At 51.6% G+C, this 13651-nt stretch carries 17 protein-coding genes and 1 pseudogene; 16 read left to right on the forward strand and 2 right to left on the reverse strand.

Annotated elements, in window-relative coordinates; all coding sequences use genetic code 11:
* The coding region (locus FBQ85_19315; protein MDL1877286.1) for a hypothetical protein at positions 1-192 on the reverse strand (192 nt) is incomplete at its 3' end.
* Between the two features lie 286 nt (positions 193-478).
* Here FBQ85_19315 and FBQ85_19320 point away from each other — a divergent pair.
* The 4 genes from FBQ85_19320 to FBQ85_19335 all read left to right on the forward strand — a co-directional run bounded on the left by FBQ85_19320 (position 479) and on the right by FBQ85_19335 (position 4597).
* The gene (locus tag FBQ85_19320) at positions 479-2875 is read left to right on the forward strand and encodes a serine hydrolase (GenBank protein MDL1877287.1); all 2397 of its coding nucleotides are present in this window, start codon (positions 479-481) and stop codon (positions 2873-2875) included.
* A gap of 48 nt (positions 2876-2923) precedes the next feature.
* Positions 2924-3511, forward strand: a complete 588-nt coding sequence (locus FBQ85_19325) for a hypothetical protein (protein ID MDL1877288.1) — start codon at positions 2924-2926, stop codon at positions 3509-3511.
* 11 nt (positions 3512-3522) lie between these two features.
* Entirely contained in the window at positions 3523-4185 is a 663-nt protein-coding gene (locus FBQ85_19330; GenBank protein ID MDL1877289.1) for a response regulator, read from the forward strand.
* Positions 4186-4339: 154 nt separating this feature from the next.
* A complete protein-coding gene (locus FBQ85_19335) occupies positions 4340-4597 on the forward strand; it encodes a DUF433 domain-containing protein (protein ID MDL1877290.1) in 258 nt (85 codons plus the stop codon).
* Here FBQ85_19335 and FBQ85_19340 read toward each other — a convergent pair.
* Positions 4570-4842, reverse strand: a complete 273-nt coding sequence (locus FBQ85_19340; GenBank protein MDL1877291.1) for a hypothetical protein — start codon at positions 4840-4842, stop codon at positions 4570-4572. The two genes, FBQ85_19335 and FBQ85_19340, sit on opposite strands and share 28 nt — an antisense overlap.
* 175 nt (positions 4843-5017) lie before the next feature.
* Between FBQ85_19340 and FBQ85_19345 the strand changes: the two genes are divergently transcribed.
* From FBQ85_19345 to FBQ85_19400, 12 genes and pseudogenes are all read left to right on the forward strand, one after another.
* Positions 5018-6175 carry a histidine kinase gene (locus tag FBQ85_19345; protein MDL1877292.1) on the forward strand — a complete coding sequence of 386 codons (1158 nt, stop codon included), beginning with the start codon at positions 5018-5020 and terminating at the stop codon, positions 6173-6175.
* On the forward strand, positions 5943-6677 hold the full coding sequence (locus tag FBQ85_19350) for a hypothetical protein (protein MDL1877293.1): 735 nt from the start codon (positions 5943-5945) through the stop codon (positions 6675-6677). Before FBQ85_19345 ends, FBQ85_19350 begins: the two co-directional genes overlap by 233 nt.
* A 115-nt stretch (positions 6678-6792) precedes the next feature.
* A complete protein-coding gene (locus FBQ85_19355; protein MDL1877294.1) occupies positions 6793-7548 on the forward strand; it encodes a Uma2 family endonuclease in 756 nt (251 codons plus the stop codon).
* 96 nt (positions 7549-7644) lie between these two features.
* Positions 7645-8997, forward strand: a complete 1353-nt coding sequence (locus FBQ85_19360) for a transcriptional regulator (GenBank protein MDL1877295.1) — start codon at positions 7645-7647, stop codon at positions 8995-8997.
* Between the two features lie 155 nt (positions 8998-9152).
* Positions 9153-9410, forward strand: coding sequence for an AbrB/MazE/SpoVT family DNA-binding domain-containing protein (locus FBQ85_19365; GenBank protein MDL1877296.1), 258 nt, complete (start codon positions 9153-9155; stop codon positions 9408-9410).
* On the forward strand, positions 9411-9734 hold the full coding sequence (locus tag FBQ85_19370) for a type II toxin-antitoxin system PemK/MazF family toxin (GenBank protein MDL1877297.1): 324 nt from the start codon (positions 9411-9413) through the stop codon (positions 9732-9734).
* 73 nt (positions 9735-9807) lie between these two features.
* Positions 9808-10038: a hypothetical protein gene (locus FBQ85_19375; protein MDL1877298.1), complete on the forward strand. Its 231-nt coding sequence runs from the start codon at positions 9808-9810 to the stop codon at positions 10036-10038.
* Entirely contained in the window at positions 10038-10343 is a 306-nt protein-coding gene (locus FBQ85_19380) for a type II toxin-antitoxin system RelE/ParE family toxin (GenBank protein ID MDL1877299.1), read from the forward strand. The genes FBQ85_19375 and FBQ85_19380 overlap by 1 nt, the downstream gene beginning before the upstream one ends.
* Positions 10344-10400: 57 nt before the next feature.
* Positions 10401-11187: pseudogene (locus FBQ85_19385) on the forward strand (SDR family oxidoreductase).
* A 111-nt stretch (positions 11188-11298) separates the two neighbouring features.
* Positions 11299-12207, forward strand: coding sequence for a carbohydrate kinase family protein (locus FBQ85_19390; GenBank protein MDL1877300.1), 909 nt, complete (start codon positions 11299-11301; stop codon positions 12205-12207).
* A gap of 64 nt (positions 12208-12271) precedes the next feature.
* Positions 12272-13150, forward strand: coding sequence for a CPBP family intramembrane metalloprotease (locus FBQ85_19395; GenBank protein ID MDL1877301.1), 879 nt, complete (start codon positions 12272-12274; stop codon positions 13148-13150).
* Positions 13150-13651, forward strand: a 502-nt coding sequence (locus FBQ85_19400; GenBank protein MDL1877302.1) for a DUF4416 family protein, incomplete at its 3' end; no start/stop codon positions are given. The genes FBQ85_19395 and FBQ85_19400, both read left to right, overlap by 1 nt.

Here is a 13651-nt window from a genome sequence, read left to right on the forward strand (position 1 = left end):
CGCATTGGTGGTGTCGCCTTCGACGATGTTCGTGTTCGAGGCCCATTCCGCCAGCGCCGAGAGGTAATATAGCGCTTTGAATTTCACAGTGTATTCGTCCAGAAAAGCCTGGGCTTGTGTTTGCAAGTCACGCTCGGAGGGCGCGCATGAAACCCCAAGTGAAAAACAGAAAAAAAGCAGGACTCTTTTCATAAGCTCATTCCTTCACACGGGTATTAGATTGGATCTGTTAGAATCAGTCGAACAGAAAATATGAATCGCTTTTCAAATGTCAAGTGTTTCAGCGCCAATCAAAGATTGTTGCGGTCGATGGAATTTTTGGGTGCGTGTGCATGTTCCGGCGTTCGGCCTTCTTGCGATATTATATTTGAAAATCTGGACGCCCCTTTGTCGTTTTCTGAAGACGAATGCTGCGTCACAACAAAAAACTTGCTTTTGTGACGCCCATTGTTAGTTTGCTATCAAACATCGTATTCTAATGTCTGAGAGGAAGGAAACTAGAATGACGATTCGACCAGCGCTTCTCCGCTTGTGCAGCATTCCCGCCTTGTTGTTGCTTATCAATTTTAATCCTCTACCCACAACTGAAAATCTCAATGCCCGCGCCGATTATGTTGGCGTTACTGCCGAATTGCAGCGCGTCATTCAGCACGAGATGGCTGACAAACTTCTGCCGGCGCTCTCGATTGCGCTGGTGGACGGGCAGGAGATTGTTTGGGCGCAAGGCTTTGGCTTCGCGGATCCTGAGCAAAGGATTCCCGCGACTGCTGCAACCGTTTATCGTGTTGGGTCGTTGTCAAAATTATTCACGGACCTCGGCATCATGCAGCTCGTCGAAAGCGGCGCATTACCGCTTGATGCACCGATCACCAAATTCTTGCCCGAATTTCAACCGAAGAATCCCTTTGGCAAAACCATCACTCTGCGGCAGCTCATGTCACATCGCGCCGGCCTGGTGCGCGAGCCGCCGGTTGGAAATTATTTTGATGATACCCAGCCAACGCTTCCGGCAACAGTGAAGAGTCTGAACAACACAGCGCTGGTCTATGCGCCCGAAACACGCATAAAATACTCGAATGCCGGCATCGCGACTGTTGGTTACGTACTCGAACAGTTGCGGCGTGAGCCGTTTGCTGATTATCTTAAACGTATGGTGTTGCTGCCCATGGGCTTGCAGCATAGCTCATTTGTGCCGGATGTCGAGATCAGCAAGAATCTGGCAAAGGCATACATGTGGGGTTATGATCACCGCCAATTCGTTGCTCCGGACTTGCAACTTGGCATGGCGCCGGCGGCCAACATGTATTCGACCGTGGCAGACTTGGGGCAATTCATGAAGGTGTTGTTCAATCGCGGAAAAAATGGCGATAAACAAATTCTCAAGCCTGAAACGCTCGAATTAATGTGGACGCCGCAATTCGCGCAGCCGGGCCAGAAGCAAGGCTTTGGTATTGGTTTCGCCATTGGCGAGATCGAAGGCCGCCGCAGCATCGGTCACGGCGGCGCAATGTATGGATTCGCCACGCAGATCAGCGCTTTGCCCGATGAAAAGCTTGGCGTCATTGCCGTTACGTCGATGGACTGCGCCAATATTGTGGTCGAGCGTATTGCCGAGCACGCCCTCAAACTCATGTTGGCAAAACGTGAGCAGCGCGCGTTGCCGCAGATGCGATTAACAGCGCCGGTCGACTCCCTGCGCGCGCGCCAGCTCGAAGGTAAATTCGTCAGCGGCGATGCCAATCTTGAATTGGTGGAACGCAACGGCCAACTGTTGATGTGGCTGGGCAGTATTTGCACGCCGCTACGGTCGCTGGGTGATACCCTGATCGCGGATGGCCGTATTATTTATGGCACCAAGCTTTTGCCCCGCGGCCGCGATTCTCTGCTTGTCGGGGAAAGGATTTTTCTGCGCGTTGCGCCGCACAAGCCAGCATCTGCGCCGGATCGATGGTCAGGTTTGATCGGCGAATATGGCTGGGATCACAACGTCCTTTTCATTCATGAACGCAATGGCACGCTGCACGCATTGATCGAGTGGTTCTTTTCCTATCCGTTGCAAGAAATGGCAGCAGACACGTTTGCTTTTCCCAATTATGGCTTGTATCACGGTGAAAAGCTGATTTTCACGCGCGCTGCGAATGGCCGCGCCACGCAAGTCGAAGCAGCGAGCGTCGTCTTCAAACGCCGGAAGGTGGGCGCTGAAGCCGGCAATACTTTTCGCATCAATCCCATCAAACCGATGCACGAATTGCATGCGCTGGCCTTGACAAGTCAACCGCCGCAAGAGCAGGGCGATTTCCGCTCGCCGGATTTGGTTGAACTTGCCACGCTCGATCCTACCATTAAGTTTGATATTCGTTACGCCACCACGAATAATTTTATGGGCGAAGTTTTTTACGAGCAAGCGATGGCGATGCTGCAGCGACCGGCTGCTGAAGCATTATTACGTGCGCATCAAAGCTTGCGAGAGATAGGGTATGGTTTATTGATTCACGATGCTTACCGGCCCTGGTCCGTCACCAAAATGTTTTGGGAAGCCACGCCGCAGGACATGAAAATTTTTGTGGCGGATCCTTCGCAAGGCTCGCGCCACAATCGCGGTTGCGCGGTTGATCTGACCCTCTACGATTTGAAAAGCGGAAAGCCGGTGGAGATGGTCAGCGGCTATGACGAATTCTCGGAGCGTGCGTATCCGGATTATCCCGGCGGCAGCAGCGAGCAACGCTGGCTGCGTGAGTTGTTGCGCGACGCGATGGAAGCGCAAGGCTTCAAAGTCTATGAATTCGAATGGTGGCATTTTGATTATAAGGATTGGCGCAAGTATCCGATTCAGAACACCCCGTTTGTAGTTGCGCCTTCAGGCGCGCAAAACTGAAAACTTTTTTCATCACTTTCTTGATCAACCGCTTTTAGGAGATCCGCCATGCTCAAAACAATCTTGTCCTATCTGGCTGCCGCATTGATCGGCGCATTGCTGGCCGTCTGGTTGTGGCCGCGCGATAAAGTCACGGTCACGCTGCCGCCGGCGCAATCCGTGGTCGATTCGCTTGCCACCGCGAAATTTGAAACGCGGTTAGCCGGCCTTTCTCGCGTATTTGAAAGCGCGGCCGAATATGAAGCCTTCATCGATTCCTTGAAACTCAACAATCGCGTGATCGTGCGTGTGCCGCGGCCCGTGCCGGGAGAATCGCGCATCGACACGGTCGAAGTCGCAGTCGATTGCCCCTGCGTTCCCGAAGCGCCGGGCCAGGAATTCAGCGCGCATTTCAAGCATAATTTCAGTTATCCGGAAGGCGACACGTCTCAGGTACGCATCTCCGCGCGCTATGCGCAATTCAACTGGCCCTTGCATCCCACCGGCGCGTTCAAAGACGTGAATGTTTACATTCCCCCCATCAGTAAAACCGTCGAAGTGCCGAAACCGCCGTCGGCCTTCTTGCCGAAGTTCCTGGGCAAGGTCGCCTATTTCGGCTTGGGCGCGGGCGCGGGATATCTGGTCTGCAAATTATAACGGAGTCGTTCATGGCAGACAGTACTGCTGTTCTCACTGACAAACTGTTGCTTGAGCTTATCAAAAACCTGCCAGCAATACTTTGGTTTCTGCTCGCGTTTGTGGTTGTTCTGCTATTCTATAAACCAATCCGGCACGAGCTTTTGCCCAATTTGAGCGGCTTCAAGGCCATGGGCGTAGAGTTTTCGTTCGTGAAAAATTCGATCACCAAGGCCATTGCACTGGCGGAGAAATCCGAGCAATGGCAGGTGACGATTCCAGATGAAGATGAGAAGCGTGTGCTCGACCGCGTCAAGCGGCATTTGCCTCTGTTTCAGGACGTTCGGGTTTTGTGGATTGACGACAATCTCGACAGCCTGCGCAACGAGCGCAAGATGCTGGAGCGCTTGCAGGTCGATATCGATCTTGCCCGGGATGACGCGGAAGCCAAGAAACTCCTGCGCGGCGGCGACTACCATCTTATTCTCTCGGATATCGCGCGCGGCGATGACAATACCGCCGGCCTCAAATTCCTGCAAGAATACAGCAAAGCCGAAAAGCGTGTGCCGTTCATTTTTTATATCGGAACGCTTTCTCCCGAAAAAGGCGTGCCGCCTTACGCTTTCGGCATCACCAATCGTCCGGATGAATTGCTGCATTTGATGCTGGATGCGCTGGAGAGGGTGAAGGTTTGAAGCGGATCAAATAAGAAATGACGGCATGCTACGGGATATCATCTGTTCAAATCGGCAAACTTCATTTGGCCCAAATTTGAATCTTGCTTGCATTTGATCCTATGCTTATCTTGTAAAAATTCCAGGAGCCTGAAAAATTTATGGAATAGACAGAATGAAAATTGATGAAAAAACGTACGAAGAGATCGGCAAATATTTGGTTGTTGATCCCGAAGTCTGCCATGGCAAACTCATCTTCAAAGGTACCCGCATTCCGGTTGAAACCGTTTTGACGTATCTGGCCTTGGGTGATTCTATCGATGCCGTTTTGAAAAACTGGCCGCGCCTGCATCGGCCCGCTGTGGAAGAGGCCATTCGTTTTGCCGCCCGGCTTGTCAACAAAAATTATCCCGCCCGAAAGAAGGCCGCGTGAGTCAGTTCGTTATTGACGAACAATTGCCCTTTGACCGGGTTGTTTTTCCGATTCGCCGGTGGGCATCTGTTAAGCGTATTGACGAGTTGCGCCCGGCCGAAGTGATCAAGGACGATCGTATCGGCACTCTCCTTCAACAAATCAAGCAACCCACTTTCATCACGATCGATGGCGGCTTTTGGAGCCGCCGCTATTGCCACCCCGAGTATTGCATTCTTTATTTTGCGCTGCGTGACGATCAACATGCGGAAATCCCGGTCTTGCTCCGGAAGTGTTGTCAGATGGATTTACTGAAAACCAAAAGAGCGCGTATGGGCAAAGTTGTCAAAATCGGTCGAAGCAGAATCGAATATTTGGAGAGGGCTTTACTTCACCAAAAGTGTTATCCGTTATTCTCAAATAATCATCTTCTGACCATTCATGTTTCAACCCCGCCTTAAAATCCTTCTGGCACTATGCGGCTTGCTGCTGGCTTGCAATTCACCAGAATCGCGCTTGCAAAAGCGCGTGACATTTCGCGTTATTGCGCAAGTGATGCCGGACTCCGCGGCAGTTTATATTGCCGGAAATCATCCGCAACTCGGCTTGTGGCGGCCGGATACCGTCAGGCTCGCACAACAAACCGATAGCAGTTGGAATCGAACTTTCGAATTTCATGCCGGCGTGCGGTTGGAATACAAAATCACGCGCGGCTCCTGGCAAAATGAAGCGGTGAATGCCGAAGGCATTGTGCTGCCAAATGCGATTTTGGAAGTCACCCACGATACCACAGTGACCATCGAAGTCGCGAATTGGAAGGATTTCAAGCATGCGGTCGAAGGCCAAATTACCGGTACGGTAGCCTATCATCGTCAAATGCAGGGCGACGGCATTCGTCCGCGTGATATTATTGTCTGGCTGCCGCCGAGCTATGCAGACGCGCCGGAGAAACGCTATCCTGTGCTCTACATGCACGACGGTCAGAACGTGTTTGATCCGAGAACTTCATTTCTCGGCGTTGATTGGCAGGTTGATGAGGTCGCCGATAGTCTGATGCGCACCGGCGAAATGGAAGAGATCATCATCGTGGGCGTGAATAATAGCGATGATCGCAGGGCTGAATATTCCGACACCGAGAAGGGCAGAGCTTATATGAAATTTCTCATTGAGAAACTGAAACCGTTTATCGATGCGACCTACCGCACGCAACCGGAGCGCCAAAACACCGCGGTCATGGGTTCTTCCATGGGCGGTTTGATTTCATTTCTGCTGGCCTGGCATCATCCCGAAGTTTTTTCGCAAGCGGCGTGCCTGTCGCCTGCGTTCATTCCGCCGTTTGGTTCAGCGGTGAAGTTGGTCGAGAAAGATGAGGGGCCAGCAAAAGACCTCCGGCTTTATCTCGACAACGGCGGAGTCGCGCTGGACAGCGTGCTGCAAGCCGGATGCGATCAGATGCTGCATGCGCTCAAGCGAAAAGGCTTCAGGCTGGGCGAGGATCTCTATTGGTTTCAAGACCAGCAGGCGGAGCATTCCGAGCGCGCCTGGTCACGGCGCGTGTGGCGGCCGTTGTTGTATATGTTCAATAAGCGTGAGAAATAAAAAAGCAAAACGATTGCCAAGTTTTTTGAAATTGTATACTCGAGGAGAGATGGTTATGCGTTTAAAATCAACTTCAGTTCTGATAATGGCGTTGTTGCTTGCATGCAGCCCAAATCAAGAGGAGAAGAGCGTGAAAAAAACGGAGGCAGATCATATCGAAGTGCAGCATATCTTGATCGGCTTTTACGGCTCATTGCCCGGGCAAAGCCTCAATCGCCCGCAAAGCGAAGCAGAAGCCTTGGCGAAACAAGTTTTTGAGCAAGCCAAACAGGGCGCTGATTTCGATGCTTTGGTGCGGCAATATTCGAACGATGCTTATCCCGGGCGCTACAAGCTTGCCAACGCCGGCGTTGCGACAACCGAGGGTGAATACGATCGACGTATGATGGTCACCGGTTTCGGCGATGTTGCTTTTCAACTCCAGGTCGGCGAAATTGGCATGGCGGCATACGATCCCGAAAAAAGCAAATACGGCTGGCACATCATCAAACGCTTGCAATAAAAAGTATTCTAAAAGGGCTGATCCCGATGCCTGCCGGTTTGAGGAAACGAAATAACGGATTGACATTGCGTTTCGGGTTCGCTATTTTTGTCGCGTCTGTATGGAGAGTGAGATCATGTTGAAGATAAAAGATTCCTCTGCCGCACCCGCGTACTCGGCTGCGGTGCAACGCCCGCCGTTGCCGGAACACCTGCCTGAATCGGATGGCAAGCCTATGGCTGAAACCGACGTGCATCGCGAACAAATGATAGCACTGCTGGATGCGCTCACCGAATATTTTCGCGACGATCCGCGCGTTTACGTGACCGGTAATATTTTTTTGCATTATCTCGACGACGCTGGTGAACGACAGTCTATTTCGCCGGACATCATGGTTGTGCGCGGCATCGAGAAGAAATTGCGGCGCTATTACAAGTTGGAAGCGGAGGGCAAAGCGCCTGATTTGGTTGTCGAGCTGATGTCGACTTCCACGAAGGTGGAAGATCTCGGCAATAAACGCGTGATCTATGCCAGCATGGGCGTGCGCGAATATTTTTTATTCGATCCCACCGGTGAAGCGCTCAACGGCCAACTGCGCGGTTTCCGCCTGGAAAACGGTGATTTCATGCCGATGATGGGTTCTCGCCTGCATAGCGAAGTATTAGGCCTTGATTTGATTTTGGAGAATGGCTGGTTGCGTTTGCAACATGCCAAAACCGGCGAGCGCCTGCGCACCCACCAAGAAGCCGAGGCCGATCGCCGCGCAGCGGAGGCAGCGGCAGCACGTGAATTGCGGGCGCGGCAAGCGGCAGAGGCCAGAAACGCAGCCCTTCAAGATGAATTGACTCGGTTGCGTGAAGAATTAGCGCGCCTCCAGAAAGCAAAGGCCTAAACCAGGCAAGCTGGAATCCAAAAGACAGCTAGATTGCCTGAGCACGTTACACTTTACACACGATCTCGTGTTAGGCACTATCGCCATTTTGATACCATGATACTCGTTGATCTCCTGAATTCCCCGGAGTCTTCACATCTTGCCCGTTGTGCGCACGGCGACGATGAATGCATTAAAACTGTTTGTGCTCTCGCCAACACCGAGGGCGGCCATATTTTGCTCGGCGTTTCAGCAAATGGCAGTCTGATTGAAAATAATCTTGAAACACAGAACATCATACAGTTTATTCAGCGCCTCGGCGAAACGATTCAACCGGCAATCATTCCGGATTATGAAATTCATGAAACCGAGGGGAAGACGATTGCGCTGTTGCACGTGGCGGAAGCGCCGCTCAAACCGGTGATGATTGCGGGCAAATGCTACCGACGTGCCGGAAGCACAAACGTTTTGCTTTCCCTTACGGAAATTGCGCAATTGCATTTTCAAAGCCTGGGCCGCAGTTGGGATGCCATGGTCCGCGAGGAAGCGCGCCTCGAAGACATCGACGCTGATAAAGTTAAACGCTTCGTTGAATTGACGATGCAGAAACGCCGCCGCAATCTTGAAACGAGTGCGCCGCTGGCGGAGAATCTCGAAAAAATGGCGTTGCTGCAACACGGCAAAATCACCATAGCAGCGCTGTTGCTCTTTGGCAAGAATCCCCAGGCATTCGTCTCGCATGCGCGTATCAAAGCCGGGCGTTTCAAAAGTGAAACCGTAATCGTTGACGAACAGGAAATCACCGGCACGCTGTTCGAACAAATCGAGCAGGCCTTTGCTTTCATTCAAAAACACCTCACCGTGAAGCTGGTGATCGGCGGGCATTTGCAGCGCGAAGAGGTTTGGGATTATCCCTTGCCCGCGCTGCGCGAGGGATTGATCAACGCCATTTGCCATCGCGATTACGCTGCGCCGATGGCTACGCAAATTCGCATCTATGACGATCAGTTGATGATCTGGAATCCCGGCAGTTTGCCGCAAAATCTTCATCTGGATGATCTCCGTAAAAGGCATCAGTCGGTGCTGCGCAACAAATTGATCGGCTCGATTTTTTATGATGCAGGACTCGTTGAAAAGTGGGGCAGCGGCACTAATCGCATTATCGAAGAATGCAAAAAGCTCGGATTGCCGGAACCCGAGTGGCGCGAGCAGCAAGGCCTGATTTTGAGTCTACGCAAAGATCGCTTCACCGAAGATATTTTGATGGAACAGGATCTCAATGATCGCCAACTGCAAGCGGTTGCGTTTGTCAAAAGGAAACGCAAGATCACCAATCAAGAATATCAAGAATTGGTAGGGGTGAAAAAACGTACAGCTTCGGATGATCTGCGCGAGCTTGAAGAGAAAAATATCTTCGAGAGAGTTGGTTCGACCGGCAAGGGCACGTATTACAAGCTGAAAGGACGATAAAGGGGCGAAAGGGGCGGCAAAGGCGCGCCAAAGGGGCGGAGTCTGCAATCGGTAAAATGGCCAGGGCTCAGATATGTTTGAGCTTGACAACGTCTGATTGAAGCGTGTGGAAGAATGATATTGCGTTTCGCCAACAACGTAATTACATTGTATCCATGAAAACAAGAATCGTGCAAGTGGGTAATTCCCAGGGAATTCGCATCCCCAAAGTCCTGCTGGAACAAAGCGGACTTACTGATGAAGTCGAGCTTGAGGTAAAAGACCGGCAAATCATCATTCGAACTGCTCATAAGCCTCGCTGCGATTGGGAGAACAGATTTCAAGCAATGGCTAATAACGGCGACGATGAATTACTCGACAAAAATGAATTACCTTATCAAAGCAGTTGGGATGATAAGGAGTGGAGTTGGTAGATGGCGATCAAACGTTTCGACGTTTATCTCGTCAATCTCGATCCAACGGTCGGCAAAGAAATCCAGAAAACGCGGCCCAGCCTCGTCATCTCGCCGGACGAGATGAATCGCCACATCGGAACCGTCATCGTCGCCCCACTGACCACGCAGGGACGAAATTATCCCACCCGGGTTGCTTGTCGATTTCAGGGAAAAGAGGGCCAGGTCGTTCTCGATCAAATCCGCACGGTCGATAAAACGCGCCTGGTGAAGCTGTTGGGCAGAATCGAAAAAAGAACACAAAATAAAGTCTTGGCCGTTTTGCAGGAAATGTTTGCGGAGTAAACATTTTTATCATAATGAGAGATTTGATAAGGAATTGTCTGGTGTTCCGGAAAATGTGAAAGGAAATCATCCTATGACATTTGACTTGGATCTCATCACACAAGAAGCGTTGGCTTTGCCGTCTTCAGCTAGAGCAGTTTTGGCTGAACGGCTGTTGCAAAGCTTGGATGAAAATGAACTGTCTGATGTTGAGGACGCCTGGATACTAGAGGCAGAGAGAAGACGCCAAGAGTTGAAGTCCGGGAAAGTCTCCGGCATTGCAGCGGATGAAGTGTTTGCCGAAATTCGAAAGCAACTTCAGTGATGGCAGCGCTTATTTTTCATCCAGAAGCTAAAACTGAACTGCGAGATGCGGCGGGATATTATGAGAATAGCCGTGTGGGGTTAGGTATGTTGTTTCTTGATGCGGTTGAATCTGCTCTCGAACATATACGAGCGAATCCACTGAGCTGGAGGGTGATTCGCGGTAATGTACGACGCTGCCTGGTTCGGCGATTTCCCTACGGCGTGATTTATTTTGTGGAAAATGATCGGATATTCATACTTGCGATTATGCATCTTCACCGCAAACCCGACTATTGGCAAAACCGAATACAAGATGTTTCCTGATTCAGTTATTTGTGTTTGATCAGCGCAATCAACCTCAAACCTCGAAAGAAGGGCAACATGAGTCAAAAAAGCTATAACCTCCTGCAAGGCAAAAAGGGCATCATCTTCGGACCGCTGGATGACAAGAGCATTGCGTGGCACATCGCGCTGGCGGCCTACCGCGAAGGCGCGCGTTTCGCGCTGTCGAACGTCAAAGTGGCGTTTCGCATGGGCACGATTGCCGAGTTGGGAAAGCAGTGCGGCGATGCGCCGTTGATCGCGTGCGATGCCAGCTCCAGCGAAGATATCGAAGCTGCGTTCAAAGAGTTGCTCGACAAAGTCGGCAAGATCGACTTCATCGTGCATTCCATCGGCATGTCGCAAAACGTGCGGAAAGACAGGCCCTATCATGATTTGAATTATGAATTTTTCCACAAGACGCTCGATGTCTCGGCCATGTCCCTGCATCGCATCATCGCGCAAGCGTTGAAAGCCGAGGGGCGCGCAACGCACGTTTTCGAGTTATTCCGACATGGGCGATGCCAAAGCGCTGCTCGAAAGCATCGCGCGCAGCTTCGGCTCGCGGCTCGGCAAACGCGGCATTCGCGTGAACACGGTTTCGCAGAGTCCCACCAAAACCACGGCCGGCAGCGGCATTGACGGTTTTGATGCGTTGTATGATTTTGCCGAAAAGCTTTCCCCGCTGGGCAATGCCACTGCCCAAGATTGCGCGGATTACGTCGTGTCCCTGCTCTCGGACTTGACGCGCAAAGTTACCATGCAAAACCTCTTCAATGACGGCGGCTTCAGCACTATGGGGATCAGCGATGCGCTGATGGAGGCGTTGTACGGGAAGAAAGGATAGCGAACGCCTAGCCGCAATTACACCTTACACTTTACACATTAAACTGCCCTCGTGTAAAGTGTAAGGAGTTAAGTTTGCTCCAATATTTCTGAATCGCCGCACGACGTTTTTATGTCCACAATTCATTGCCTCGGCTTCGGCCTGCTCACGTTTGATCGCCTTCTCGTTTTCGACCAATTTCCGCAACCCAACCAAAAACTCACCACAAAACTCTGGGTGGAACAGCCGGGCGGGCCGGTTGCTGTCGGACTCATGACCATGGCCGCGCTGGGCATGCGTGTGCATTGGGGCTTGCCGATTTCTCGCAATCATCACACTGCGACGATTCAAACGTATTTTGACCAACTTGGGATGTCATATGTTATTGCTGATCCGGCGCATGCTGGCGTGCCGGTTCCGGAAGCAATCATTTTGGTTGACGCGGGCAGCGGGGAGCGTACAGTTTTGCTGCACGATCGCCCGGCATCGCCATTGCATGCGTTTGAAAGCATTCAATCAAAGTTACCGCGCGCAGATTGGTTTTATATTGACGGCCGTGATCTCGCCTTCACGCAAGCGCTCAAAAAAGTCGCGCGGGCACAAGGCGCGCAACTGTTTTTGGACATGGGCAGCTTGCGCCCGCACTGGCAAAAAATCGTAAGCGGCTGTGATATCGTGATCGTATCGGATGATGTCATGCGTCAACTCGACTCGTCACTGACGCCGCCACAAATGCTTCGTACCCTGGCCGATCATGGCATCGGGCTTGCCGGCATTACGTTGGGGCGGGAGGGCAGCTTGTTTCTCGCCGGGGATAATAATATCCGTGTTCCTGCAATGCCTGCGCAAAAATTAGTCGATGCCACCAACGCCGGCGACGTTTTTCATGGCGCATTCTTGGCGGCGTGGATCAAAACGAATGACGTGGAGAAAAGCGCGCGATTCGCGTCACGCTGCGCCGCGTGGGTGATCGGTCAACTCGGGCATAATTTGCTGGAATTCCGCGCCCGCCAGGCCGATTTTCCACTTGCTTTTATATGAGAGGATAGGTTATTTTTGCCGTTCAATTCTAAAATGGTTTTTCAGGAAACGGTTCTTTTAGCATATGCCCAATCCCGAGCACAACGCCGTTGAAAATGTCAATGGCACTCTCGCCGAAATCTCGCGCGATGATCGCGAGGTGTTGATCGAGGTTAAGGCGGCGTTGCCCGTGACCGGAGTTTCCGAAACTTCGGCAAAAAGTTTTTTGATTTGTGTTGTTTCGCTGGCGGCGGTTTTTGTTTTTTTTGTTTTGGAGCAACGCCTATGGGCCACGCTCGGGCTTGGTGTGATGGCGCTATTGAGTTATGTCCTGCCGTCCTGGCGAAGCGCAACCCCGGTGGCGCAAGTTTTGTTCGCTTATTGCGGCCTTTCATACGCCATCAATAACGAATACTTCGCCGTTGCTTATCCCTACTCCAATATTTTTATTTTAACAGGATTGCTGGGACTTTTTTTCCTGAGCGGAAAGCAGTGGTCGCAACTCTATTTTGCGCCGGGGAAAACCAAAAATTGGACGCGGCCCGCAGCCATCATTGGAATCGCATTATCCGCGCTGATTCTGGCGATTTATTTCTGGCGGCCGGAGCTTATCGGCAAAAATCCCACGCCGCGGCAGTGGCCGTTGGATGTGATAATCGTGGTAGCTCTGGGTTACGCTACATTCAGCACTTTGATGGAAGAGACGATTTTTCGCAGCATGATTTTGTCGTTTGCACGCACGCAATTGAAACCCGGCCTTGCCGTGGCAACGCAAGCCTTTGTCTTTGCCGTGATGCATTATCATTTCGGCTTTCCCTCGCAAGCCTTTGGTTCGTTGCTGGCATTTTTGTGGGGCTTGGCGGCGGGGTTGATCGTGGTGAAATCAGAGTCGATCTATCCCGCGTATGTTTTGCATTTTGTTTTGGTATTGGCGTTGTTTATCGTGTTGGCGTTCGTTTCATAATGGGATCGCTCAAACCGCCGGCGCCGGCAGCGCTGTTCATGGCCGCGCTGTATGCGCCGAAATTTTCAGACCAGGAAATCATCGCCCTGGTGCAGGAAAATTTTGGCGACGTCTGGCTGTGCAGCAGCGCGTTTCCGTTCGATTTTAGCGACTACTACCGCGAGGAGATGGGGCCGAATCTGCGCAAAGTTTTTTTGGTGCTGAATGTTTTGATCGATCCGGCTTCACTGCCGGAGTGGAAACTCAAAAGCATTGCTTTGGAAGAGAAATATAGTCTCGCTGGCAAGCGGCAGATCAATTTTGATCCGGGTTATCTCGAACTGCCCAAACTGGTGTTGGCAACGACGAAAAATTTTGCGCACCGCATTTATCTCGGGCGCGGCATCTATGCCGATGTGCAGCTTTATATGAAAGACGGCACGTTCCAGAGCAATCCCTGGACGTATCCCGACTACAAGAATCCCGAGCATCTCGCGTTTTTTGTACAAGCGCGACAGAAAT

This window comes from Cytophagia bacterium CHB2 (assembly GCA_030263535.1).
In the GTDB taxonomy this organism is placed as follows: Bacteria; Zhuqueibacterota; Zhuqueibacteria; order Zhuqueibacterales; family Zhuqueibacteraceae; genus Coneutiohabitans.

Bases quoted from the DNA above. Each gene is read 5' to 3' on its own strand.
- FBQ85_19355 (MDL1877294.1), top strand. From the start codon at position 6,793: ATGTTGAAGATAAAAGATTCCTCTGCCGCACCCGCGTACTCGGCTGCG.
- FBQ85_19380 (MDL1877299.1), top strand. From the start codon at position 10,038: ATGGCAGCGCTTATTTTTCATCCAGAAGCTAAAACTGAACTGCGAGAT.
- FBQ85_19390 (MDL1877300.1), top strand. From the start codon at position 11,299: ATGTCCACAATTCATTGCCTCGGCTTCGGCCTGCTCACGTTTGATCGC.
- FBQ85_19335 (MDL1877290.1), top strand. From the start codon at position 4,340: ATGAAAATTGATGAAAAAACGTACGAAGAGATCGGCAAATATTTGGTT.
- FBQ85_19360 (MDL1877295.1), top strand. From the start codon at position 7,645: ATGATACTCGTTGATCTCCTGAATTCCCCGGAGTCTTCACATCTTGCC.
- FBQ85_19330 (MDL1877289.1), top strand. From the start codon at position 3,523: ATGGCAGACAGTACTGCTGTTCTCACTGACAAACTGTTGCTTGAGCTT.
- FBQ85_19350 (MDL1877293.1), top strand. From the start codon at position 5,943: ATGAGGGGCCAGCAAAAGACCTCCGGCTTTATCTCGACAACGGCGGAG.
- FBQ85_19340 (MDL1877291.1), bottom strand. From the start codon at position 4,842: ATGTTGATCGTCACGCAGCGCAAAATAAAGAATGCAATACTCGGGGTG.
- FBQ85_19370 (MDL1877297.1), top strand. From the start codon at position 9,411: ATGGCGATCAAACGTTTCGACGTTTATCTCGTCAATCTCGATCCAACG.
- FBQ85_19375 (MDL1877298.1), top strand. From the start codon at position 9,808: ATGACATTTGACTTGGATCTCATCACACAAGAAGCGTTGGCTTTGCCG.
- FBQ85_19325 (MDL1877288.1), top strand. From the start codon at position 2,924: ATGCTCAAAACAATCTTGTCCTATCTGGCTGCCGCATTGATCGGCGCA.
- FBQ85_19395 (MDL1877301.1), top strand. From the start codon at position 12,272: ATGCCCAATCCCGAGCACAACGCCGTTGAAAATGTCAATGGCACTCTC.
- FBQ85_19365 (MDL1877296.1), top strand. From the start codon at position 9,153: ATGAAAACAAGAATCGTGCAAGTGGGTAATTCCCAGGGAATTCGCATC.
- FBQ85_19320 (MDL1877287.1), top strand. From the start codon at position 479: ATGTCTGAGAGGAAGGAAACTAGAATGACGATTCGACCAGCGCTTCTC.
- FBQ85_19345 (MDL1877292.1), top strand. From the start codon at position 5,018: ATGTTTCAACCCCGCCTTAAAATCCTTCTGGCACTATGCGGCTTGCTG.